At 72.4% G+C, this 22,724-nt stretch carries 18 protein-coding genes and 1 pseudogene; 15 read left to right on the forward strand and 4 right to left on the reverse strand.

The genetic code is table 11. The features are described 5' to 3' along the window. Positions 1–53 precede the first annotated feature (53 nt). The 11 genes and pseudogenes from AB5L52_RS24680 to AB5L52_RS24730 all read left to right on the forward strand — a co-directional run. Positions 54–615: pseudogene (locus AB5L52_RS24680) on the forward strand (hypothetical protein); the annotation flags it as partial. A gap of 29 nt (positions 616–644) precedes the next feature. After that, positions 645–1,580, forward strand: coding sequence for an EamA family transporter (locus AB5L52_RS24685; protein ID WP_351572109.1), 936 nt, complete (start codon positions 645–647; stop codon positions 1,578–1,580). A gap of 123 nt (positions 1,581–1,703) precedes the next feature. Further along, positions 1,704–2,498: a TIGR03084 family metal-binding protein gene (locus AB5L52_RS24690; protein ID WP_369366229.1), complete on the forward strand. Its 795-nt coding sequence runs from the start codon at positions 1,704–1,706 to the stop codon at positions 2,496–2,498. Beyond that, a complete protein-coding gene (locus tag AB5L52_RS24695; RefSeq protein WP_369366231.1) occupies positions 2,495–4,195 on the forward strand; it encodes an acyclic terpene utilization AtuA family protein in 1,701 nt (566 codons plus the stop codon). Before AB5L52_RS24690 ends, AB5L52_RS24695 begins: the two co-directional genes overlap by 4 nt. Further along, complete coding sequence (locus AB5L52_RS24700) at positions 4,192–5,790, forward strand: acyl-CoA carboxylase subunit beta (RefSeq protein ID WP_369366233.1); 1,599 nt, start codon at positions 4,192–4,194, stop codon at positions 5,788–5,790. The genes AB5L52_RS24695 and AB5L52_RS24700 overlap by 4 nt, the downstream gene beginning before the upstream one ends. Positions 5,791–5,805: 15 nt before the next feature. Further along, a complete protein-coding gene (locus AB5L52_RS24705; RefSeq protein ID WP_369366235.1) occupies positions 5,806–7,659 on the forward strand; it encodes a biotin carboxylase N-terminal domain-containing protein in 1,854 nt (617 codons plus the stop codon). A gap of 7 nt (positions 7,660–7,666) precedes the next feature. Continuing rightward, entirely contained in the window at positions 7,667–8,827 is a 1,161-nt protein-coding gene (locus AB5L52_RS24710) for an acyl-CoA dehydrogenase family protein (RefSeq protein ID WP_351028800.1), read from the forward strand. Between the two features lie 29 nt (positions 8,828–8,856). Then, positions 8,857–10,428, forward strand: a complete 1,572-nt coding sequence (locus AB5L52_RS24715; protein WP_351765837.1) for a 4-coumarate--CoA ligase family protein — start codon at positions 8,857–8,859, stop codon at positions 10,426–10,428. Next, the gene (locus AB5L52_RS24720) at positions 10,425–11,162 is read left to right on the forward strand and encodes an enoyl-CoA hydratase family protein (RefSeq protein WP_351028802.1); all 738 of its coding nucleotides are present in this window, start codon (positions 10,425–10,427) and stop codon (positions 11,160–11,162) included. The genes AB5L52_RS24715 and AB5L52_RS24720 overlap by 4 nt, the downstream gene beginning before the upstream one ends. A gap of 4 nt (positions 11,163–11,166) precedes the next feature. Beyond that, entirely contained in the window at positions 11,167–11,766 is a 600-nt protein-coding gene (locus tag AB5L52_RS24725; protein ID WP_351028803.1) for a TetR/AcrR family transcriptional regulator, read from the forward strand. 443 nt (positions 11,767–12,209) lie between these two features. Continuing rightward, the gene (locus tag AB5L52_RS24730) at positions 12,210–13,247 is read left to right on the forward strand and encodes an isopenicillin N synthase family dioxygenase (RefSeq protein WP_369366239.1); all 1,038 of its coding nucleotides are present in this window, start codon (positions 12,210–12,212) and stop codon (positions 13,245–13,247) included. A gap of 102 nt (positions 13,248–13,349) precedes the next feature. On the opposite strand, the gene AB5L52_RS24735 is transcribed toward AB5L52_RS24730, so the two are convergent. Next, the gene (locus AB5L52_RS24735) at positions 13,350–14,450 is read right to left on the reverse strand and encodes a citrate synthase 2 (protein ID WP_351765835.1); all 1,101 of its coding nucleotides are present in this window, start codon (positions 14,448–14,450) and stop codon (positions 13,350–13,352) included. A 220-nt stretch (positions 14,451–14,670) separates the two neighbouring features. Here AB5L52_RS24735 and pdxH point away from each other — a divergent pair, with 220 nt between their 5' ends. Continuing rightward, positions 14,671–15,357: a pyridoxamine 5'-phosphate oxidase gene (pdxH, locus tag AB5L52_RS24740; protein ID WP_351028808.1), complete on the forward strand. Its 687-nt coding sequence runs from the start codon at positions 14,671–14,673 to the stop codon at positions 15,355–15,357. Positions 15,358–15,804: 447 nt separating this feature from the next. Beyond that, positions 15,805–17,250 (forward strand): PAS domain-containing protein, encoded by a 1,446-nt coding sequence (locus AB5L52_RS24745; RefSeq protein WP_369366242.1) that lies wholly within the window; start codon positions 15,805–15,807, stop codon positions 17,248–17,250. A gap of 71 nt (positions 17,251–17,321) precedes the next feature. Here AB5L52_RS24745 and AB5L52_RS24750 read toward each other — a convergent pair whose 3' ends face one another. Further along, the gene (locus tag AB5L52_RS24750) at positions 17,322–18,077 is read right to left on the reverse strand and encodes an SIS domain-containing protein (RefSeq protein ID WP_351765831.1); all 756 of its coding nucleotides are present in this window, start codon (positions 18,075–18,077) and stop codon (positions 17,322–17,324) included. Positions 18,078–18,281: 204 nt separating this feature from the next. Here AB5L52_RS24750 and AB5L52_RS24755 point away from each other — a divergent pair, with 204 nt between their 5' ends. Both AB5L52_RS24755 and AB5L52_RS24760 read left to right on the forward strand, forming a co-directional pair. After that, positions 18,282–18,974 (forward strand): metal-dependent transcriptional regulator, encoded by a 693-nt coding sequence (locus AB5L52_RS24755; RefSeq protein WP_351028813.1) that lies wholly within the window; start codon positions 18,282–18,284, stop codon positions 18,972–18,974. A gap of 322 nt (positions 18,975–19,296) precedes the next feature. Next, the gene (locus AB5L52_RS24760) at positions 19,297–20,184 is read left to right on the forward strand and encodes an alpha/beta hydrolase (protein WP_351028814.1); all 888 of its coding nucleotides are present in this window, start codon (positions 19,297–19,299) and stop codon (positions 20,182–20,184) included. A 124-nt stretch (positions 20,185–20,308) separates the two neighbouring features. On the opposite strand, the gene AB5L52_RS24765 is transcribed toward AB5L52_RS24760, so the two are convergent. Together AB5L52_RS24765 and AB5L52_RS24770 are read right to left on the reverse strand one after the other, a co-directional pair. Continuing rightward, positions 20,309–21,895: a transporter gene (locus AB5L52_RS24765; RefSeq protein WP_369366244.1), complete on the reverse strand. Its 1,587-nt coding sequence runs from the start codon at positions 21,893–21,895 to the stop codon at positions 20,309–20,311. After that, positions 21,892–22,668: an ABC transporter ATP-binding protein gene (locus AB5L52_RS24770; protein ID WP_351028818.1), complete on the reverse strand. Its 777-nt coding sequence runs from the start codon at positions 22,666–22,668 to the stop codon at positions 21,892–21,894. The genes AB5L52_RS24765 and AB5L52_RS24770 overlap by 4 nt, the downstream gene beginning before the upstream one ends. Positions 22,669–22,724 lie beyond the last annotated feature (56 nt).

The raw sequence follows: 22,724 nt of genomic DNA on the forward strand, positions 1-22,724 counted from the left end.
AGGTTCATAAGAGAACTCTCGGCTTCCATGGGGCTTCGAGTGCTTCTCTCTCCTTGCGCGACTTCCCCCTGGCCCGGCTGCGCGAGTACGTGACGCTCCTGCCCCAGGAGACCCTCGTCCGTCTTGCACGACACGGTGCGCGCCAACATCGCCTGCGGCCGGCCCGGCGCCGGCGACCGGGCGATCGAGGAGGCGGCGCGGGCGGCCGACGCCCACGACTTCATCGTCCGCCTCCCCGACGGCTACGGCACCCGACCGCATCCTCGTCGTGGACCGGGGCCGGATCGTGGAGACCGGCCACCATGCCGAACTCCTCGCCCGGGGCGGCGCGCCCGCCCGTCTGCACCGCTCCCAGAACAACGCGGTGATGGACACGGGCGAGCTGCGCATGCCGCTGTGGGCGGCGGGGACCTGGGCCCAGCCCACCCGCGACCCCTACGGAACCGTTCCTTCGCACCTCCCGACGGCCGTCCCCTGTTCCGCGAAGAGGAGGCCTGGCCCGAGGCCTGGCCCGGCATCCGAACACCGAGGATCCCACCATCCGGGACAGCTCCTAAAAGGGTTCACGCTCCTGTCGAAGTCCATTACCCTGGACCTGGTAGTACATCGAGATGAACGAGCCCCATCAAGCACCAGGACCGCCCGTGACCGCCACCCCCAGCACCGCCAACCCGCCCCAGGTCGCGCCCGCACAAGGGCATCACCACCGCCTCGGCTCACTCGGCCCGGTCGGCCTGGTGCTGGCCGGTGGTGTCTCGGTCCAGTTCGGCGGCGCCCTCGCGGTGACCCTGATGCCCCGGGCCGGCGCCCCGGGTGTCGTCACCATCCGCCTCCTCGCGGCGGCCGTGGTCCTCCTCCTGGTCTGCCGCCCCCGGCTGCGCGGACACTCGCGCACCGACTGGGGCACGGTGCTCGCCTTCGGCGTCGCGATGGGCGCGATGAACGGCCTCTTCTACGAGGCGGTCGCCCGTATCCCGCTGGGCCCCGCGGTCACCCTGGAAGTCCTCGGCCCGCTGGCCCTGTCCGTGCTGGCCTCCCGCCGTGCGATCAACGCGGTGTGGGCGGGCCTGGCCCTGCTCGGTGTCTTCCTGCTGGGCGGCGGAGGCTTCAGCAACCTTGACCCCATAGGTGTCGCATTCGCCCTGGGCGCCGGTGCCATGTGGGCGATCTACATACTCTTCAGCGCCCGTACGGGCCGCCGCTTCCCCCAGGCGGACGGCCTCGCCCTCGCCATGGCGGTCGCGGCCCTCCTGTTCCTCCCCGTCGGCATGGCCTCGGCCGGCACCCGCCTCCTGAACCCCACCACCATCGCCCTCGGCTCGGCGGTGGCCGTGCTTTCCTCGGTCCTGCCCTACACCCTCGAACTCCTCGCCCTGCGCCGCCTCCCCGCCTCCACCTTCGCCATCCTGATGAGCCTGGAACCGGCGCTGGCGGCAACGGCCGGCTTCCTCGTCCTCGGCCAGTCCCTGTCCCCGACGGAGGCCGCCGCGATCGCCCTGGTCATCGCGGCGAGCATCGGCGCCGTACGCACCCAGGTGGGCCGGGGCAGGGCCCGGGTGGAACCGGCACCGGAGGCCTGACGACCCGGGCCCACGCCCGACACCGACCACTCGGGCCCACCCGTAGGACACCCCGCCCACCCCGCCGGCCGAATTAATGCAAGCACGCTTGATTGTTTCCGGCCCCACTGCCATGCTCCCCCCATGGCCGACCCGACGCCCGTCATCGACGACCTGCGTGCCGAGAGCGAGGAACTCGACCTGCTCGTGGCCGAGTCGAGCCCCGCGCAGTGGGCCCTGCCCACCCCCGCGCCCGGCTGGTCCGTCGCCCACCAGATCGCGCACCTCGCCTGGACCGACCGCTCGGCCCTGCTGGCCGTCACCGACGCGGACGCCTTCCGGGCGCTGGTCGAGAAGGCGCTCACCGCCCCGGACTCGTTCGTGGACGAGGGCGCGGCGGACGGCGCCCGGCTCGCGCCCGCCGAACTGCTGCGGACGTGGCGCGAAGGGCGCGAGGCCCTCGACCGGGCGCTGCGTGCCGCACCACCCGGTGCCCGCTTCCCCTGGTACGGCCCGCCCATGTCCGCCGCCTCTATGGCCACCGCCCGCCTTATGGAGACCTGGGCCCACGGCCTGGACATCGCCGACGCGCTGAGTGTGGTGCGTGCACCCACTGACCGGCTCAAGCATGTGGCCCGGCTCGGGGTCCGCACCCGGGACTTCGCCTACACCGTCCATGGGAGCACACCCCCCGCCGAGGAGTTCCGTGTGGAACTCACTTCCCCCACAGGCGAGTCGTGGACGTACGGCCCCGAAGGCGCCGCGCAGCGCGTGACCGGTCCCGCCCTCGACTTCTGTCTCCTCGTCACGCAGCGCGCCCACCGAGCCGATCTGGCCCTGACCGCCGTCGGCCCGGACGCCGACCACTGGCTGGACATCGCGCAGGCCTTCGCGGGCTCGCCCGGCACCGGCCGCCCGCCGAAGGAGCCCGGCCGGTGAAGCCCCCGCCCCTGCCCTTGCCCCCGCCCCTACGCATCGGCAATTTCTCCGGCTTCTACGGCGACCGTTCCGACGCCCTGCGCGAGATGCTCACCGGCGGTGAACTCGACGTCCTCACCGGCGACTACCTCGCCGAACTCACCATGCTGATCCTCGCCCGCGACCGGCTGAAGGACCCCTCCGCCGGATACGCCCGCACCTTCCTGCGCCAGCTGGAGGACTGCCTCGGCCTCGCCCACGAGCGCGGGGTGAAGATCGTCACCAACGCCGGCGGGCTCCATCCGGCCGGACTGGCCACCCGCGTAAGGGAGTTGGCGGACCGGCTCGGCCTTCCGGCCAAAGTCGCGCATGTCGAGGGCGACGACCTCACCGCCTCCCACCCCGGCGCGCTCGCCGCCCACGCCTACCTCGGCGGCTTCGGCATCGCCGAATGTCTGCGCGCCGGTGCGGACATCGTCGTCACCGGGCGGGTGACCGACGCGGCGCTCGTCACCGGACCGGCCGCCGCCCACTTCGGCTGGCGGCCGGGGGAGTACGACCGGCTCGCGGGCGCGGTCGTCGCCGGACATGTGCTGGAGTGCGGGACGCAGGCCACCGGCGGCAACTACGCCTTCTTCCGGGAGGGCGACGTACACCGGCCCGGCTTCCCGCTCGCCGAGATCCACGCCGACGGCAGCAGCGTCATCACCAAGCACCCCGGCACCGGCGGTCTGGTCGACGTCGGCACGGTCACCGCTCAGCTGCTGTACGAGACCGGCGGCGGCCGGTACGCCGGGCCCGACGTCACCGCCCGGCTGGACACCGTACGGCTGAGCCAGGACGGGCCGGACCGGGTGCGGATCGACGGGGTGCGCGGCGAGGCACCGCCACCGACGCTCAAGGTCGGCCGCAACCGGCTCGGCGGCTTCCGCAACGAGGTCGTCTTCGTCCTCACCGGACTCGACATCGAGGCCAAGGCCGATCTCGTGCGGGCACAGCTGACCGCCGCGCTCGCCAAGTCACCGCCCACAGTGGTCCGTTGGGAGCTGGTCCGCACCGAGCGCGCCGACGCCGACACCGAGGAGACCGCGAGCGCGCTGCTGCGGCTCGTCGTACGGGACGCGGACGAACGGGTCGTCGGGCGTGCGCTGAGCGGAGCCGCCGTGGAGCTGGCGCTGGCCAGCTACCCGGGCTTCCATGTGCTGTCCCCACCCGGAAAGGGCGCCCCCTATGGGGTCTTCGAGGATGTGTACGTCCCCCATGGCGCCGTAGACCATATGGCGGTCCTCCACGACGGACGCCGTATCCCCGTGGCGCCGCCCCAGGACACCCGACCCCTGGACGCCGTACCGGAGCCGGCCCTCCCGGATCCGCTCCCGTCCGGGCCGGCCCGGCGTGCGCCGCTCGGGCTGGTCGCCGGGGCCCGTAGCGGGGACAAGGGCGGGAACGCCAACGTCGGCGTGTGGGCCCGTACCGACGACACCTGGCGGTGGCTCGCGCACGAGCTGACCGCCGAAAGGTTCCGGCAGCTGATCCCCGAGAGCCGGGACCTGCCCGTCACCCGGCACCTGCTGCCGAACCTCCGTGCGGTCAACTTCGTCGTCGAGGGCATCCTCGGCGCCGGCGTCGCCGCGCAGGCCCGCTTCGACCCGCAGGCCAAGGCCCTCGGCGAATGGCTGCGCTCCCGCCACCTGGACATCCCGGAGGTCCTGCTGTGACGACCCTGACCTCGGCCCTGGATCCGAGCGGCCCCGACTACCGCGCGCACCGCGAGGCCATGCTCGCCAAGCTCGCCGGACTCGACGCCGAACACGCCAAGGCGCTCGCGGGCGGCGGGGAGAAGTACGTCCAACGGCACCGCGAGCGCGGCAAGTTGCTCGCCCGGGAGCGGATCGAGCTGCTCCTCGACCCGGACACGCCCTTCCTGGAGCTGTCCCCGCTCGCCGCCTGGGGGAGCGACTACACCGTCGGCGCCTCGCTCGTCACCGGCATCGGGGTGGTCGAGGGCGTGGAGTGCCTCATCACCGCCAACGACCCGACCGTGCGCGGCGGCGCGAGCAACCCGTGGAGCCTGAAGAAGGCCCTGCGCGCCAACGACATCGCCCTCGCCAACCGGCTGCCCTGCATCTCCCTGGTGGAGTCCGGCGGCGCGGACCTGCCCTCCCAGAAGGAGATCTTCATCCCGGGCGGCGCCATCTTCCGGGACCTCACCCGCCTCTCCGCCGCCGGCATCCCCACCATCGCCGTCGTCTTCGGCAACTCCACCGCCGGCGGCGCCTACATCCCGGGCATGTCCGACCACGTGATCATGGTCAAGGAGCGCGCGAAGGTGTTCCTCGGCGGGCCGCCGCTCGTGAAGATGGCCACCGGTGAGGAGAGCGACGACGAGTCCCTGGGCGGCGCCGAGATGCACGCGCGCGTGTCGGGTCTCGCCGACTACTTCGCCGTGGACGAGCCGGACGCGCTGCGGCAGGCGCGCCGGGTGGTGGCCCGTCTCAACCACCGCAAGGCCTACGACGATCCGGGCCCGGCGGCCCCGCCCAAGTACGACCCGGAGGAACTCCTCGGCATCGTCCCCGGCGATCTCAAGATCCCCTTCGACCCGCGCGAGGTCGTCGCCCGGATCGTGGACGCCTCCGACTTCGACGAGTTCAAGCCGCTGTACGGGACCAGTCTGGTCACCGGCTGGGCGTCCCTGCACGGCTACCCGGTCGGCATCCTGGCGAACGCCCAGGGGGTCCTGTTCAGCGCCGAGTCGCAGAAGGCCGCCCAGTTCATCCAGCTCGCCAACCAGCGCGACATCCCGCTGCTCTTCCTGCACAACACCACCGGCTACATGGTCGGCAAGGAGTACGAGCAGGGCGGGATCATCAAGCACGGCGCCATGATGATCAACGCGGTCAGCAACAGCCGGGTGCCGCATCTGTCGGTGCTGATGGGCGCGTCGTACGGCGCCGGGCACTACGGCATGTGCGGGCGGGCGTACGACCCGCGCTTCCTGTTCGCCTGGCCCAGCGCCAAGTCCGCCGTCATGGGCCCGCAGCAGCTCGCCGGGGTGCTGTCCATCGTCGCCCGCCAGTCGGCCGCGGCGAAGGGACAGCCGTACGACGAGGACGCGGACGCCGCCCTGCGCGCGATGGTGGAGCAGCAGATCGAGTCCGAGTCGCTGCCCATGTTCCTGTCCGGGCGGCTGTACGACGACGGCGTCATCGACCCGCGCGACACCCGCACCGTCCTCGGCCTGTGCCTGTCCGCGATCCACACCGCGCCCTACGAAGGCGCGCGCGGTGGCTTCGGCGTCTTCCGGATGTGAGGTCCAGTGAGGTCCATGATCCAGACTCTGTTGGTCGCCAACCGCGGCGAGATCGCCTGCCGGATCATCCGTACCTGCCGTGAGTTGGGAATCCGGACGGTCGCCGTGCACTCGGACGCCGACGCGAACGCGCTCCACGCGCGCGTGGCCGACACGGCGGTACGGCTGCCGGGCGCCGCGCCCGCGGAGACGTATCTGCGCGGCGACCTGATCGTGAAGGCGGCGCTGGCCGCCGGCGCGGACGCCGTGCACCCCGGCTACGGCTTCCTCTCCGAGAACCCCGACTTCGCCCGCGCCGTCCTCGACGCCGGCCTGACCTGGATCGGCCCGTCCCCGGAGGCCATCGAGACGATGGCGTCCAAGACCCGCGCGAAGGACCTGATGGGCATCGCGTCCCTCGACGCGGCCGACGTCACCCAGGCCGACCTGCCGGTGCTGGTGAAGGCGGCCGCGGGCGGCGGGGGGCGCGGCATGCGGATCGTGCGCCGCCTGGAGGAGCTGGGTGCCGCGCTGAAGGGCGCGCGCGCCGAGGCAGCGAGCGCCTTCGGCGACGGCGAGGTCTTCGTGGAGCCGTACCTGGAGCACGGCCGCCACGTAGAGGTGCAGGTCCTCGTCGACACCCACGGCACCATCTGGACACTCGGCACCCGCGACTGCTCCCTGCAGCGCCGCCACCAGAAGGTCATCGAGGAGGCCCCGGCGCCCGGCATCTCCGAGGCGCTCACGAGCGACATGCACGCGCTGGCCGTGCAGGCCGTGTGCGCCGTCGCCTACGAGGGCGCCGGCACCGTCGAGTTCCTTGTCGCCGACGGCCGCGCCCACTTCCTGGAGATGAACACCCGCCTCCAGGTCGAACACCCCGTCACAGAGGCGGTGTTCGGCATCGACCTGGTCGCCGAACAGATCCGGATCGCCGAGGGCCACGCCCTCCCGGAAGACCCGCCACGCGCGCGTGGCCACGCGATCGAGGCCCGCCTGTACGCCGAGGACCCCGCCCGCGACTGGGCCCCGCAGACCGGCACCCTGCACCACCTCGCCGTACCGGACGGCGTCCGCCTGGACACCGGCTACACCGACGGCGACACCATCGGCGTCCACTACGACCCGATGCTCGCCAAGGTCGTCGCCCACGCACCCACCCGCGCGGAGGCCGTCCGTCGTCTCACGGGCGCCCTGGAGCGGGCGGAACTGCACGGCCCGCTCACCAACCGGGACCTGCTCGTGCGCTCCCTGCGCCACGAGGAGTTCACGAGCGGCCGCATGGACACCGGCTTCTACGACCGCCACCTCGACGAACTCACCGGGTCCGCTCCCGACCCCCTCGCCCCCCTGGCCGCCGCCCTCGCCGACGCCCACGGCCGCTCCCGCTTCGGCGGCTGGCGCAACCTGCCCGCACAGCCGCAGGTCAAGCGGTACGAGCTGGCGGGGCAGGAGCACGAGGTCCGCTACCGGCACACGCGCACCGGGCTCAGCGCCGAGGGCGTCCGGGTCGTACACGCCGACGCGCGTCTGGTCGTACTCGAAGTGGACGGTGTGGAGAGGAAGTTCGCGGTCGCACGCCACGGTGACCAGGTCTACGTCAACTCCGCCCGCCTCACCGCCCTGCCCCGCTTCCCCGACCCCACCGCCCAGCTCGCCCCGGGCTCCCTGCTCGCCCCGATGCCGGGCACGGTCGTACGCATCGCCGAGGGCCTGACCGAAGGGGCAACGGTTCAGGCCGGCCAAGGACTCATATGGCTGGAGGCGATGAAGATGCAGCACCAGATCTCAGCGCCGGTCACCGGAACGCTCAGCGCCTTGCATGCCAAGGCGGGGCAGCAGGTCGAGCCGGGCATGTTGCTCGCCGTAGTGCAGGAAACCTCTTCCTAGGAGCCCCATGACTGCCGTCATCGAATCCGAAGAGCACAAAGCGCTCCGCTCCGCCGTAGCCGCCCTCGGCAAACGCTACGGCCGCGACTACCTGATGCGAACCGTCGCCGAGGGAAAGCCCCTCACCGAACTCTGGTCCGAGGCGGGCAAACTCGGCTACCTCGGCGTCAACCTCCCGGAGGAATACGGAGGCGGAGGCGGCGGTATCACCGAACTCTCCCTTGTCCTGGAGGAGTTGGGTGCCGCCGGCTCGCCCCTCCTCATGCTCGTCGTGTCCCCTGCCATCTGCGGCACCGTGATCTCCCGCTTCGGCACGGACGCCCAGAAGCAGACGTGGCTCCCCGGAATCGCCGACGGCACCCGCCTCATGGCCTTCGGCATCACCGAACCCGACGCCGGCTCCAACAGCCACCGCATCACCACCACGGCCCGCCGCGACGGCGCCGACTGGCTGCTCACGGGCCGCAAGGTCTTCATCTCCGGGGTCGACATGGCGGACGCCGTCCTCATCGTCGGCCGCACGGAGGACGCCCGCACCGGACGCCTCAAGCCCTGCCTCTTCATCGTCCCGACGGACGCCGAGGGCTTCCAGAAGCGGCCCATCGACATGGAACTCAATGCCGCGGAGAAGCAGTTCGAGCTGATCCTGGACGATGTACGGCTGCCCGCCGACGCACTCGTCGGCGACGAGGATGCGGGCTTGCTGCAGCTGTTCGCAGGGCTGAACCCCGAGCGCATCATGACGGCTGCCTTCGCGATCGGGATGGGCCGCTACGCCCTCGCCAAGGCGATCGAGTACGCCCGCGACCGCACCGTCTGGAAGACGCCCATCGGCGCCCACCAGGCCATCGCGCACCCCCTGGCGCAGGCGCACATCGACCTGGAACTGGCGCGGCTGATGATGCAGAAGGCCGCCCATCTCTACGACGCCGGCGACGACATCGGCGCGGGCGAGGCCGCCAACATGGCCAAGTACGCGGCCGGGGAGGCCTGCGTGAAGGCCGTCGACCAGGCCGTGCACACCCTCGGCGGCAACGGCCTCACGCGCGAGTTCGGTCTCGCCTCGTTGATAACGGCCGCCCGCGTGGCTCGTATTGCTCCGGTGAGCCGGGAGATGATTCTCAACTACGTCTCCCACCAGACCCTGGGCCTGCCCAAGTCGTACTAGGCCACCACCGGCAGCCGCTTGGAGGAACCGTGTTCCGCAGCGAGTACGCAGACGTCCCGCCCGTAGAACTCCCCATCCACAAGGCCGTTCTGGGTCACGCCGCCGCCTTCGGCGAGCGTCCGGCCCTGATCGACGGCACGGACGGCACCATCCTCACGTACGAGCAGGTGGACCGGTTCCACCGGCGCATCGCCGCCGGTCTCGCCGACGCGGGCGTCCGCAAGGGCGACGTCCTCGCCCTGCACAGCCCCAACACCATCGCCTTCCCGACCGCCTTCTACGCGGCCACGCGCGCGGGTGCCTCCGTCACCACCGTGCACCCGCTCGCCACGCCCGCGGAGTTCGCCAAACAGCTCGGCGACAGCGGCGCGCACTGGATCGTCACCGTCTCACCCCTGCTGGGGACGGCCCGCCGCGCCGCCGAACTCGCGGGCGGAATACGGGAGATCTTCGTCTGCGACAGCGCGACCGGTCACCGGTCGCTCATCGACATGCTCGCCACCACCGCCCCCGAGCCGCAGCTCGCCTTCGACCCGGCCGAGGACATCGCCGCACTGCCGTACTCCTCCGGTACCACCGGCGTCCCCAAGGGCGTGATGCTCACCCACCGGCAGATCGCCACCAACCTCGCCCAGCTGGAGCCCGCCGTCACCATGGCGCCCGGCGACCGCATCCTGGCCGTCCTGCCGTTCTTCCACATCTACGGCCTCACCGCCCTGATGAACGCGCCACTGCGCAAGGGCGCCACGGTCGTCGTCCTGCCCCGCTTCGACCTGGAGACCTTCCTCGCCGCCATCGAGAACCACCGCATCACCGGCCTGTACGTCGCCCCGCCGATCGTCCTCGCCCTCGCCAAGCATCCGGCGGTCACCCGTTACGACCTCTCCTCGCTGAAGTACGTCCTCAGCGCCGCCGCGCCGCTGGACGCCCGGCTCGCCCGCGCCTGCGCCGAGCGACTGGGCCTGCCCCCGATCGGCCAGGCCTACGGCATGACGGAACTGTCCCCGGGCACCCATGTCGTCCCCCTCGACCAGCTGCACGACGCCCCCGCCGGCACCGTCGGCAGGCTCATCGCCGGCACCGAGATGCGGATCGTGTCCCTGGACGACCCCGGCAAGGACCTCGGCACCGGCGAGTCCGGCGAGATCCTGATCCGCGGCCCCCAGGTGATGAAGGGCTACCTCGGCCGCCCCGACGCCACCGCCGCCCTGATCGACGCCGACGGCTGGCTGCACACGGGAGACGTCGGGCATGTGGACGCGGAGGGCTGGCTGTTCGTCGTGGACCGGGTGAAGGAACTCATCAAGTACAAGGGCTTCCAGGTGGCCCCCGCCGAACTGGAGGCCCTGCTGCTCACTCACCCCGGCATCGCCGACGCCGCCGTCATCGGCACCTGCGACGAAGACGGCAACGAGGTCCCGCACGCCTTCGTCGTCCGCCGGGCCGGCGCCCCCGACGACCTCACCGAGAACGAGATCCTCCTCTACGTCGCCGAGCGGGTCGCCCCCTACAAACGCGTCCGCCGGATCACCTTCATCGACACCGTCCCGCGCGCCGCCTCCGGCAAGATCCTGCGCCGGGAACTCAGGGAGCACACGTGAGCACACTGATCGGCCGCACACGCGCGCGTGCCGTGCAGACCCTCAGCCTCGACGCGACCGACACGCGCAACGCGCTCTCGTCGGCCCTGGTCACCGACCTGGCGAGCGCCCTGGCCGACTGTGCCAAGGACGAGGACGTACGGGCCGTCGTCCTCACCCACACCGGCACCACCTTCAGCGCGGGCGCCGACCTGCGGGACCCGCCCGCCCCGGACACCCTGGTCGGCCTCTTCCGGCAGATCGTCGAACTGCCCAAGCCGGTCGTCGCCCGGGTCACCGGCCACGTCCGCGCGGGCGGCCTCGGCCTGCTCGCGGCCTGCGACATCGCCGCCGCCACCACCGCGGCCACCTTCGCCTTCACCGAGGTCCGCATCGGCGTCGCCCCGGCGGTGATCTCCCTGCCGATCCTTCCGCGCACCGACCCCCGCGCCCTGGCCCGCCACTACCTCACCGGCGAACGTTTCGGCCCGACGGAAGCCGTACGGCTCGGCCTGCTCACGGCGACCGCCGACGACGTGGACGAGGCCCTCGCCCCGATCCTCGACGGACTGCGCCGCTCCTCCCCCCAGGCCCTGGCCGAGACGAAACGGCTGCTCACGGCTAGGGTGCTGGAGACATTCGACCGGGACGCGGCGGACCTGACCGCCCTCTCGGCCCGGCTGTTCGCCTCCGACCAGGCCCGGGAGGGGATGACGGCCTTCCTGGAGAAACGGGACGCGGCATGGGTGGTGTGACCGGATGAGCACGACGGCGGAACGCGACCGCGCGCCCAAACAGGACCGCAGCCGGGCCACTCGGCAGCGGCTCCTGGAGGCCGCCGTGGCCTGCCTGGCCGAACACGGCTGGGCGGGCTCCACCGTCGCCGTCGTCGCCGAACGCGCCGGAGTCTCGCGCGGCGCCGCCCAGCACCACTTCCCGACCCGCGAGGACCTGTTCACGGCCGCCGTCGAGTACGTCGCCGAGGAGCGCTCCACCGCGCTCCGGGCGCTCTTCCCTGGCGGGCCCGCCGACCGCCGGGCCGTCGTCGCGGCCCTCGTCGACCTCTACACCGGCCCCCTCTTCCGCGCCGCCCTGCACCTGTGGGTCGCCGCCGGCAACGAAGACCAGCTCCGGGCGCGCGTGACCGAGCTGGAGGCCCGCGTCGGCCGCGAGACCCACCGCATCGCCGTCGACCTCCTCGGCGCCGACGAGTCCCGCCCCGGCGTCCGCGAGACCGTCCAGGGCCTGCTCGACATGGCCCGCGGCCTCGGCCTCGCCAACCTCCTCACCGACGACACCGCCCGTCGCGCACGCGTCGTCGCCCAGTGGGCCGCCCTGCTGGAGCAGGCGCTCGGCTGAGCCGTTGTCGGTGCGGCCGGTTACGGTTCCCGCTCGGGCGACACCTTGCGGACGATCGTCGACCTCGACGCCGGCGCCGCCACCTGTTCACCGCCGTACGACCGGATCGAGACGGCCTGGGAGCCGTACGGCGCGGCGCTGGATCGATGAGTTCCGGACGCTGATCGCGCGGACGCCGGGCGGCCACCGCACGGTGCGGGTGTGGGGCAAGTGCTGAGCTGGTGAAGCAGGCCACATCCCTGTCCCGCGGGGCGCAGTACTCTTGCCGCATGCTTCCGATGCTCGTTCGCCGACGCCACGTGGACTACGTGCGCGTCACGAGCATGGGCTGTCGGCTTTCGGCCTGATTCAGCCCCTTTTTTCTCCCTCTTCTTACGGCATCCTGGGCGCCGCCCTACCCTCGGCGGCCTGCCCGTGGCCCACACACCCCTGTGGACGCATCCATGACCTTGCACACCTCGACGGCGACCCCGTCGTACGACCAGCTCCCCATCATCGACCTGTCGGCCGCCGACCGCGGCCCCCAGGCCCGCGCCCTGCTCCACGCCCAACTGCACAGCGCGGCACACGACGTCGGCTTCTTCCAGCTCGTCGGACACGGCGTGACCCAGGCCGAGACCGACGCGCTGATCACCGCCATGCGCGCCTTCTTCGCCCTCCCCGAGGCCGACCGGCTCGCCCTCGACAACGTGAACTCGCCGCACTTCCGCGGCTACACCCGCACCGGCGACGAACGCACCGCCGGCGCCCGCGACTGGCGCGACCAGCTCGACATCGGCGCCGAACGCCCCGCCCGCATCCCCGGCCCCGGCGAGCCCCCGTACTGGTGGCTGCAGGGCCCCAACCAGTGGCCCGTCGCCCTCCCCGAGCTGCGCACGGCGGCCCTGGCCTGGATCGACAAGCTGAGCGCGGTCGCCGAGCGCCTCCTGCGCGAACTGCTGACCGCGATCGGCGCCCCCGCCGACTTCTACGCCCCGGTCTTCGGCGCCCGTGCCCACCCGCACCTCAAACTCGTCCGCTACCCCGGCAGCGCGGGCGACGGCACCGACCAGGGCGTGGGCGCCCACAAGGACTACGGCTTCCTCACCCTCCTGCTCCAGGACACGGTCGGCGGCCTCCAGGTCCACCGCGAGGACGGCCGCTTCCACGATGTGCCGCCCCTCCAGGGCGCCTTCGTGGTCAACCTGGGCGAACTCCTGGAGGTCGCCACCAACGGCTACCTCCTCGCCACCAACCACCGCGTGGTCAGCCCGGCGGGAGCGACGGAACGCTTCTCGGTCCCGTTCTTCTACAACCCCCGCCTGGACGCCCGCATAGACCCGTTGCCGTTCCCCCACGCCGCGCAGGCCCCGGGCGTCACGACGGATCCCTCGAACCCGCTGTACGCCGAGTACGGCTACAACGAGTTGAAAGGCAAGCTGAGGGCACATCCGCTGGTGGCGGAGAGGCACCACGGGGACTTGCTGACGCCGGTGGCCTGAAATCTTTCAGGGGCGCGGGGCTGTATCGATGTGCGGCTCCGCCGCGTGGGCGCGAGCAACCAGGCACGACCCGCTGCCGCCCACGCGCCCCGACCACCCCTCTCAGTGGGCGATATCCGCATACCCCTCGATGTCCTGCGGACTGCGCACTCCCGGTCCCACATACCGCGCCGAAGGCCGCACCAGGCGACCGGTGCGCTTCTGCTCAAGAATGTGCGCGGACCACCCCGCCGTACGCGCGCACGTGAACATCGAGGTGAACATGTGCGCCGGCACCTCGGCGAAGTCCAGCATGATCGCGGCCCAGAACTCCACGTTGGTGGCGAGCACACGATCCGGCCGCCGATTGTGCAGCTCCTCCAGCGCGGCCTTCTCCAACGCCTCGGCGATCTCGAAGCGGGGCGCGCCCAGCTCCCGCGCCGTACGCCGCAGCACCCGCGCGCGCGGATCCTCGGCCCGGTACACCCGGTGCCCGAACCCCATCAGCCGCTCACCCCGGTCCAGGGCCTGCCTGACGTACGCCTCCGCGTCCCCGGTCCGCTCGATCTCCTCGATCATCCCGAGCACCCGCGACGGCGCACCCCCGTGCAGCGGCCCGGACATGGCCCCGACGGCGCCGGACAGCGCGGCGGCGACATCCGCGCCGGTCGACGCGATCACCCGCGCCGTGAACGTCGACGCGTTCATGCCGTGCTCCGCGGCGGACGTCCAGTACGCGTCCACGGCCGCGACATGCTTGGGATCCGGCTCGCCCCGCCACCGGATCATGAACCGCTCCACGACCGACTTCGCCTTGTCGATCTCCCGCTGCGGCACCATCGGCAGCGTCTGCCCGCGCGCGGACTGGGCGACGTACGACAGCGCCATCACGGCGGCCCGCGCGAGGTCGTCCCGCGCCTGCTGCTCGTCGATGTCGAGCAGCGGCTTCAGCCCCCACACCGGCGCCAGCATGGCGAGCGCCGACTGCACGTCCACCCGGATGTCCCCGGAGTGCACCGGGATCGGGAACGGCTCGGCGGGCGGCAGACCGGGGTTGAAGGCGCCGTCGACGAGCAGCCCCCACACGTTCCCGAACGAGACGTGGCCGACCAGATCCTCGATGTCGACGCCCCGGTAGCGCAGGGCGCCGCCCTCCTTGTCCGGCTCGGCGATCTCCGTCTCGAACGCGACGACTCCCTCGAGTCCGGGTACGAAATCGGACATCAGGCGGCTCCTCGTGATGTGTCGGCGGCGGTCACCCCCGTGATGCCCCGAACGGCCGGTGGTCACCCAAACCGCGGCGGGAACCAGCACGATATCCCCCGGTGCCAGCTCTGGGGACCCCATACGGCACTGAGTGCCAGCTCCGTTCGTATGCGGTGCGGCCTCGTCCCGTCCGATACGGCCCGCACGGGACGCCCGGCCGGTACGGCAAGATGACCGCGTGACCGACCGCGACCCGCTCCTGGACCCCGTCCTCGATCCCGCCGCCATGCGCAAGCAGTACCGGGCGGAGGGCCTCGCCGAACAGGACCTCGCCAGCCACCCCATGGACCAGTTCGCCCGCTGGTTCGAGGACGCCGCCCGGGCGTCCCTGCACGGCACGGTCTACGAACCCAACGCGATGGTCGTCTCCACGGCGGACGCGGCAGGCCGTCCCAGCTCGCGCACCGTTCTGATGAAGCAGTTCGACACCGAGGGCTTCGTCTTCTTCACCAACTACGGCTCCCGCAAGGCCCGCGACCTCGCCGAGAACCCGCACATCTGCCTGCTCTTCCCCTGGCACCCGCTCGCCCGCCAGGTGATCGTCACCGGCACCGCCCGCCGCACCGGCCGTGACGAGACCGCCGCCTACTTCCGCACCCGCCCGCACGGCTCCCAGCTGGGCGCCTGGGCCAGCGCCCAGTCCTCGGTGATCGCCTCCCGCACCGAACTCGACGCCGCCTATGCCGACCTGGAGGCCCGCTACCCCGAGGGCGAACAGGTCCCGGTCCCCCCGCACTGGGGCGGCTACCGCATCACCCCGGAGACCGTCGAGTTCTGGCAGGGCCGCGAGAACCGCCTCCACGACCGTCTGCGCTACGTCGCCCGGCCGGACGGCCACTGGACGGTGGAGCGCCTCAGCCCCTGAGGGGCCCGGGAAGCCTGTGGGCCCGGGACGCCTGTGGGCCCTGGACACCTGTGGGCCCGGGGAAACGCAGACGACCCGCGAGCTCGGGTCCTCCGCCGCTCGGCGGAGAAGCCGGCCGGACGTACCGGCGAGCTCGCGGGTCGGGTGACTGCTTGGGATTGGGCCGGCTGCACGCGTCTGTCACGTGCTGGTCCGGCACCGCACTGGATGTGGTGGCGGACCGCTAGCCCGCAGCCACCTCACGCGTCCGGTTCTCATACATCTGCCGAACCACCTCCCTTCTCGTGTAACCGACACCTTAGGAAGCCGACGCGAGACGCTCAAGCTCTTTTTTCTCGGGAACAGGATGTGGGCTGAGTCACGTTCCAGTTGAATGAAGGCCAGTGAGAGGCCAGTGAAGCGAACCGCGCGCCGGATGCGCGCCGACGCAGCCTTCAGGGGGTCCAGGTGAGTGCTTCCCGGCGGAGTGGGACCACCGATGAACTGGGGCCGGACGACCCCGGTGAGTCGGGGGGTTCCGATCTGCTCGCCGCGCTGCTCGACGGCATGGACGCCGCCCTGTGCGCCTTCGACGCCGACGGGGTCGTCACGCACTGGAACCGGGAGGCGGAGCGGATCCTCGGCTGGACGGCCGCCGAGGCGGTCGGGCGGCACGGCTTCGCCGGCTGGGCGGTGCGCAGCGCCGACGCCGAGGAGGTGCAGTCCCGGCTGATGTCGGCGATGCACGCGCAGGGCCGGCAGGTGCATGAGTTCGCGCTGGTCACGAAGGACGGCGGCCGGGTGCTCGTACGCACCCAGTCCGCCGCAGTACGAGGCCCCGACGGCAAGCCCGCCGGGCTGTACTGCGCGTTCAGCGAGGTGCACGCGCAGATCGATCTGGAGCGGTCGATCGCGCTGAGCGAGGCGCTGTTCGAGGACGCCGCCTGGGGCGTCGTCCTCATCGACGCCGATCTGCGGCCCGCCGTCGTCAACGCGCACGCGGCCCGGGTCCTCGGCATCGGGCGTACGTCCGCGCTGGGCCGGCCGCTCGGCGAGCTGCTCGCGCAGGGCGTGGAGGAGCTGGAGGCCGCGCTCACCCATGTGCTGTCCGAGGGCGCGCCGCCCGCGCCCGCCGAGCTGTGGGTGAGCCTGCGCACCGCGGAGGGCGAGAAGCGGCGCTGCTGGCGGAGCGGGTTCGTCCGGCTGGCCTCGCCGCTCGCGGAGGAACCGGTGCCGCTCGGCGTCGGCTGGCTCTTCCAGGACGTCACCGAGGCCAAGCAGACCGAGCAGGAGGCGGCCCTGCTGCGGTTCCGCACCAACCAGCTGCACCGTGCCGCGCGGGCCGCCGCCGAGTGCGAGGACCCGACCGAGGCGGCCACCGTCCACCTGGACTTCGCACTCGCCGGCTTCGCCGACCACGCGATGATCGACCGGGTCGTGCCCGCCCCGAGGGTGGCCGGACGCGAGGACCGTGAGGACCGTGAGGAGCGCGAGGACCGCGAGAACGGGGACGACACCGAGGTACGGCTGGTCCGGCTCGCCGCGACGCCCGCCGGTGCGCCCGGTCCGAGCCTGCTCACGGGGGCGGCCGGGCTGCCGCTGCGCTACGAGACGGGGCATCCGGCGCTGCAGTGCGTGGAGCGGGCCGGTGCCGTGCGCGCGGACGCCGGGTCGATTCCGGCGGAACAGGCGCGGGAGTGGGCGCTCGCCCGGCAGTGGCCCGGCGACGCGGTGCACGCCCTGTGCGCGGTGCTGCGCAGCCGGGGGCGGACGCTGGGTGTGGTGACCTTCCTGCGCGGCTCCGGCCGGCACCGCTTCGAGCGGTCCGACTCGGCCTACGCCGAGGACGTGGCCGTCCGCATCGCGGCGGCCCTCGACCTGGCGGACGCGGCGCACGGCGAGAAGCAAGCCTGAACAGGGCCTGAACATGGGGCCTGAGCAGGGGCTTACGTCGCGCAGAGGGCCTGCACAGAGGTCTATGGGGCTCAGCGCCGGTAGAAGATCCGGTCGCCGTACTCCTGCATCACGCGGCCGTTCCACTCGTGGCCGCCGTCGACGTTGCCGGAGCGCAGCAGCGGCGGCTCGATGCCCCGGTCGGCGAGGGTGGCGGCGGTGGTCGCCATGACGGCCTGCAGCAGGGCGGTGGTGACGACGGTGGAGGCGGGCGCGAAGGGTGCCGGGATGGTGTCGAGGGTGAGTTCCGCGTCGCCGACCGCGATCTTCGAGTCCAGCACGATGTCGCAGTGGTCCTTCAGGAAGGTGCCGGAGGCGTGCCGGGACCTGGTCTGCGCGGCGTAGGCGACCGAGGTGACGCCGATGACCTTGAGGCCGAGGGCGCGGGCGCCGCGGGCCATCTCCACGGGCAGGGCGTTGCGGCCGGACAGGGAGATGATCACGAGGGCGTCGCCGGCGCGCACCGGTGAGGTGTCCAGGACGGCACTCGCGAGGCCGTCGACGCGTTCGAGGGCGGAGCCGAGGGTGGCCGGGGTGACGTCGACACCGACGACGCCGGGCACGGCGAGCAGGTTCATCAGGGCGAGGCCGCCCGCCCGGTAGACGACGTCCTGAGCGGCCAGCGAGGAGTGCCCGGCGCCGAAGGCGAACAGCCGGCCACCGGCGGCGACCGTGTCGGCGAGCAGGGTGCCGGCCGCGGCGATCGGCTCGGCCTCCTCCTCACGGACCCGTCGCAGCAGGCCGATGGCGGCGTCGAAGAACAGGTCGGCAGGCGTGCCGTCGCTCATGCGGTGCCCCTTCGCAGCGTCTGTGTCGCGGATCACCGTGCGGTCTGGACCAGTGCGGTGTCAATACGGCACCTCGACGGCCGGAATCCCCACGGTGGCCCCCCGTTTTCCCGCCGGCCCCCGATTGTCAGTGGGATCCGGCAGAATTGGTGCCAGGGCCAGCGCACGCGCCGGGCTTCCGGCAGAGGTAATCGAGGGGCACGTATGTCCGGACTGATCGACACCACGGAGATGTATCTCCGCACCATCCTCGAGCTCGAAGAGGAAGGCGTCGTCCCCATGCGCGCCCGCATCGCGGAGCGGCTGGACCAGAGCGGGCCGACGGTGAGCCAGACGGTGGCGCGCATGGAGCGCGACGGCCTGGTGTCCGTGGCCAGCGACCGCCATCTGGAGCTGACCGACGAGGGCCGCAGGCTCGCCACGCGCGTGATGCGCAAGCACCGGCTGGCCGAGTGCCTCCTCGTCGATGTGATCGGCCTGGAGTGGGAGCAGGTGCACGCGGAGGCCTGTCGCTGGGAGCACGTGATGAGCGAGGCCGTGGAGCGCCGCGTCCTGGAGCTGCTGCGGCACCCCACCGAGTCGCCGTACGGCAACCCGATCCCGGGCCTGGAGGAGCTGGGCGAGAAGGACGGCGCCAACCCGTTCCTGGACGAGAGCATGGTCTCGCTGGCCGACCTCGACCCGGGCTCGGACGGCAAGACGGTCGTCGTCCGCCGGATCGGCGAGCCGATCCAGACGGACGCGCAGCTGATGTACACGCTGCGGCGCGCGGGTGTGCAGCCCGGCTCCGTGGTGAGCGTGACGGAGTCGGCCGGCGGTGTCCTGGTGGGCAGCGGTGGCGAGGCGGCCGAGCTGGAGGCGGACGTCGCCTCGCACGTGTTCGTCGCCAAGCGCTGAACAGGTGAGGGCCCCGGCGCCGTGTGGCGCCGGGGCCTGTCCTCCCCTGTGCTGACCCGGAGCCCCGAGCTCTCAGGGTCATCCCCTCGGACCGTTTTTCCCCGAGCGGTCCGCCTCCCGCCAGTACAGATCCCCTGCGCGGCGGCGATCATTCCTTGAGGGGTGTCACTCGAATGAGGGGTGTTGTCCGCAGAGGCAGCGTTTTCGAATGGGTATTCGATAGTCTGCGGCGGCAGGACGAGCACGACAGCGACAGCAGCGAGTACGAGCGAGTACGGCAGTACACCGGTACGAGGCAGGCGGAGCTGGGGGTGCCAGGCCCATGGCACGGCGTATCGACGTGACGGGATCGGGTGGCGTGCGCCTGGCTGCCTGGGAGTTCGCCGACCCTCCCAAGACGGGTCCCGATCCGGTGCAGGGCCGGGCGGAGGCGGAGCCCGGCGCTCCGGGCGTGCTGTTACTGCACGGCCTGATGGGCCGCGCCTCCCACTGGGCCTCGACGGCCCGCTGGCTCGCCGCACGCCACCGCGCCGTCGCCCTCGACCAGCGCGGGCACGGCCAGAGCGAGAAGTCCCCCCGGTCCGCCTACACCCGCGAGGCCTACGTCGAGGACGCCGAGGCCGCCCTCGAACAGCTCGGTCTCACCCCCGCCGTCCTCGTCGGCCACGCCATGGGCGCGCTGACCGCCTGGCAGCTCGCCGCGAAGCGTCCCGAACTGGTCCGGGGCCTGATCATCTGCGACATGCGGGCCTCCGCGCTGGGCGCGGCCTCGCAGCGGGAGTGGGCGGAGTGGTTCCGGGCCTGGCCCGTCCCCTTCGCCACGCTGGCCGACGTACGCAAGTGGTTCGGTGAGGACGACCCGTGGGTGGAGCGGCCGAACCCGGCCCGCGGCGCGTTCTACGCCGAGGTCATGCACGAGTCCGCCGACGGCTGGCGCCCCGTCTTCGAGCCGGAGCTGATGCTGCGGACCCGGGAGAGCTGGGTGTACGACGCGCACTGGGAGGAGCTGGCGCAGGTGCGCTGCCCGACGCTGGTGGTGCGTGGGGTGGACGGGGAGCTGGGGCGGGCGGAGGCGCAGGAGATGGTGCGGGTGCTTCCGGCGGGGGCGTATGCGGAGGTCGCCGATGCCGGGCACCTCGCCCACTATGAGCTGCCGCTGGCCTGGCGGGCTTCTGTGCTGCCGTTTCTTGACGGGGTGCTCGGGGACTGAGGGCGCCATGTCGTCTGCCGGGTCGGTGGTTCGTCGGCGGCTGCGGGTCTGTCGTGGCTGATCGCGCAGTTCCCCGCGCCCCTGGGGGTTGCAGCTCGCCGCGCCGCCAGGGGCCGCAGCCTTGCTAACCCTTGCTCACCGCCGTCAGGATCTCCGGAAGTCGCGCCGCTGTCCTCGGAGCTGCCAGGCGCAGGCCCAGGAAGGTCACCCCCGCGCCGTACGCCGCCCCCACCGGCAGGAGCAGCCACCTCCAGTCCTCCCCGTCCGCGCTCACATGGAGCCAGATGGCGACGGCGATGACCGGGGCGCAGAGCAGGGCTGCGGAGATCATGCCGCCGAAGATGCCGATCCAGGCGAGGCCCGCCTGGCCCGGGGCGACGTTCTTGTGGCCCTCCTGGGGGATGGAGTACGGGAAACGGGCCGAGGTCCAGGCGCCGGTCGCGAGCATCGCGCCGAGCAGGGCGAAGGACAGCCCCAGCACCTCCGGCAGCCGCGACCACGCGCCCAGCACGCCCGCGGTCACCGCCGTCACGAGCGTCGCGTAGGGCAGGGTGACCAGCAGCAGGGCCAGGGCGCGGCCGCGCAGTTCGGCGTAGGCATCACGCGGTGAGGAGATGGTCGTGGCCACCATCCAGAACGCGGAGGTGTCCTGCCCGAACTGGTTGTACATCTGGATGCCGAGCATCCCGGCGGCGAAGCACGCGAAGTAGATCGACCCGGTGCCCTGCGCCGCGTTGAACACCGGCACGATCAGCCCGATCGCGAGCGAGGTCACCCAGGCGGCCTTGGTCTTCGGATCCCGCCAGATGTAGCGCAGGGCGCGCTCCATGACCGGACCCGTGCGCCCGCCCGGCAGCAGCCGTCCGAGCCCGTCCGGGGTGCGGCCCTGGGCGCCGGCGTCGGCGGCCTGCAGCGTGGAGCCATCGGGCGCGGTCATCAGCCGGGTCAGGCTGCGCGCCCACAGGGCGACGAGCGCCCCCAACCCGGCCATGGTGACGGCGAGTTGGGCGATCGCCATGCCGTACGCCCCGTCACTCGCCGACCGCACCGCCGCCACCGCCGACGCGGGCGGCACCCAGCCCAGCGCGTCCGCGACCGGCTGCAGCTGCCCGAGGCCCGCCGAACCCAGCTGCCGCGCGGCGAAGTTGACCAGCTGCGCCCCGACCGCGATCACCAGCCCGCTCAGCACCGCCAGATCGCGGCCCTTCCTGCTGGTCAGCAGCCGTACGTTGGCGGCGGCCACGGCCCGTGCGAGCGCCACGCAGACCAGCAGCGCGAGGGCGACGGCGAGCACCGCGACGGCGTACCCCGCGGCCCCGTGCGCCACGGCCAGGGCGCACCCCGCCAGCACCAGCAGCGTGAACAGCGGGCCGATGCCGACCAGGGAGGCCGCGAGCAGCGCCCGCACCAGCGGCCGGGGCCGCAGCGGCAGCATCACCAGCCGGGTCGGGTCCAGCGTCTCGTCGCCGGTCGGGAAGAACAGCGGCAGCACCGCCCAGCCCAGCGCCAGCACGGCCGTACCCGGTACGGCGACGGCCTCGGCGTGCGCGTGCCCGCGCAGCGCGAGCAGCCCCAGCAGCTGCAGCAGTGCGAACAGGACCGCGACGACCGCCGAGACGACGAACGCGGCCCGCCGGCCTCCGGACTGCCGCAGCCCGTTCCGCAGCAGCGACAGCTTCAGCCGTACGACGGTGGAGGTGAGGTTCGTCATCGGGCCGCCCCGCCGCCCAGCCAGTCCAGATCGGACCCGGCGTCCCGCCCGCTCGCCCCGACCAGCTCCAGGAACGCCCCCTGGAGAGTGGGATGGGTGCCGCGGACTTCTGCCAGCGTGCCGGTCGCGCGGATCCGGCCTGCCGCCAGCACCGCGACCCAGTCGCACAGCGACTCGACCAGTTCCATGACGTGGGAGGAGAAGACGACGGTCGCCCCGGAGGCGGTGTAGCGCTCCAGTACGCCCCGGATGGTCTGCGCGGACACCGGATCGACGCCCTCGAACGGCTCGTCCAGGAAGAGCACCTCGGGGTTGTGCAGCAGCGCGGCGGCGAGCCCGATCTTCTTGCGCATGCCGGTCGAGTAGTCGACGACGAGTTTGTGCTGGGCCCCGGCCAGGTCGAGCACGTCCAGCAGCTGGGTGGCCCGCTTGTCGACCTCGGCCCCCGGCAGCCCGCGCAGCCGCCCCGAGTAGCCGAGCAGCTCCCGCCCCGACAGCCGCTCGAACAGCCGCAGTCCCTCGGGCAGCACCCCGATCCGTGCCTTGACGGCCACCGGATCCCGCCACACGTCGTGCCCGACGACCTCCACGGTGCCCTCGTCGGGCCGCAGCAGCCCGGTGACCATGGAGAGCGTGGTGGTCTTCCCGGCCCCGTTCGGCCCGACCAGTCCTATGAACTTCCCGGCGGGCAGCTCAAGATCGATCCCCCCGACAGCGACTTGCTGCCCGAACCGCTTCCAGAGCCCACGCACGCGTACTGCAGCTTCGGTCATGCATGCACAGTAGGTGAGGCCGAGTTTCCTCAGGGGCGCGGGGCTGTGCCCGATGT

The organism is Streptomyces sp. CG4 (genome assembly GCF_041080655.1).
Lineage (GTDB): Bacteria > Actinomycetota > Actinomycetes > Streptomycetales > Streptomycetaceae > Streptomyces.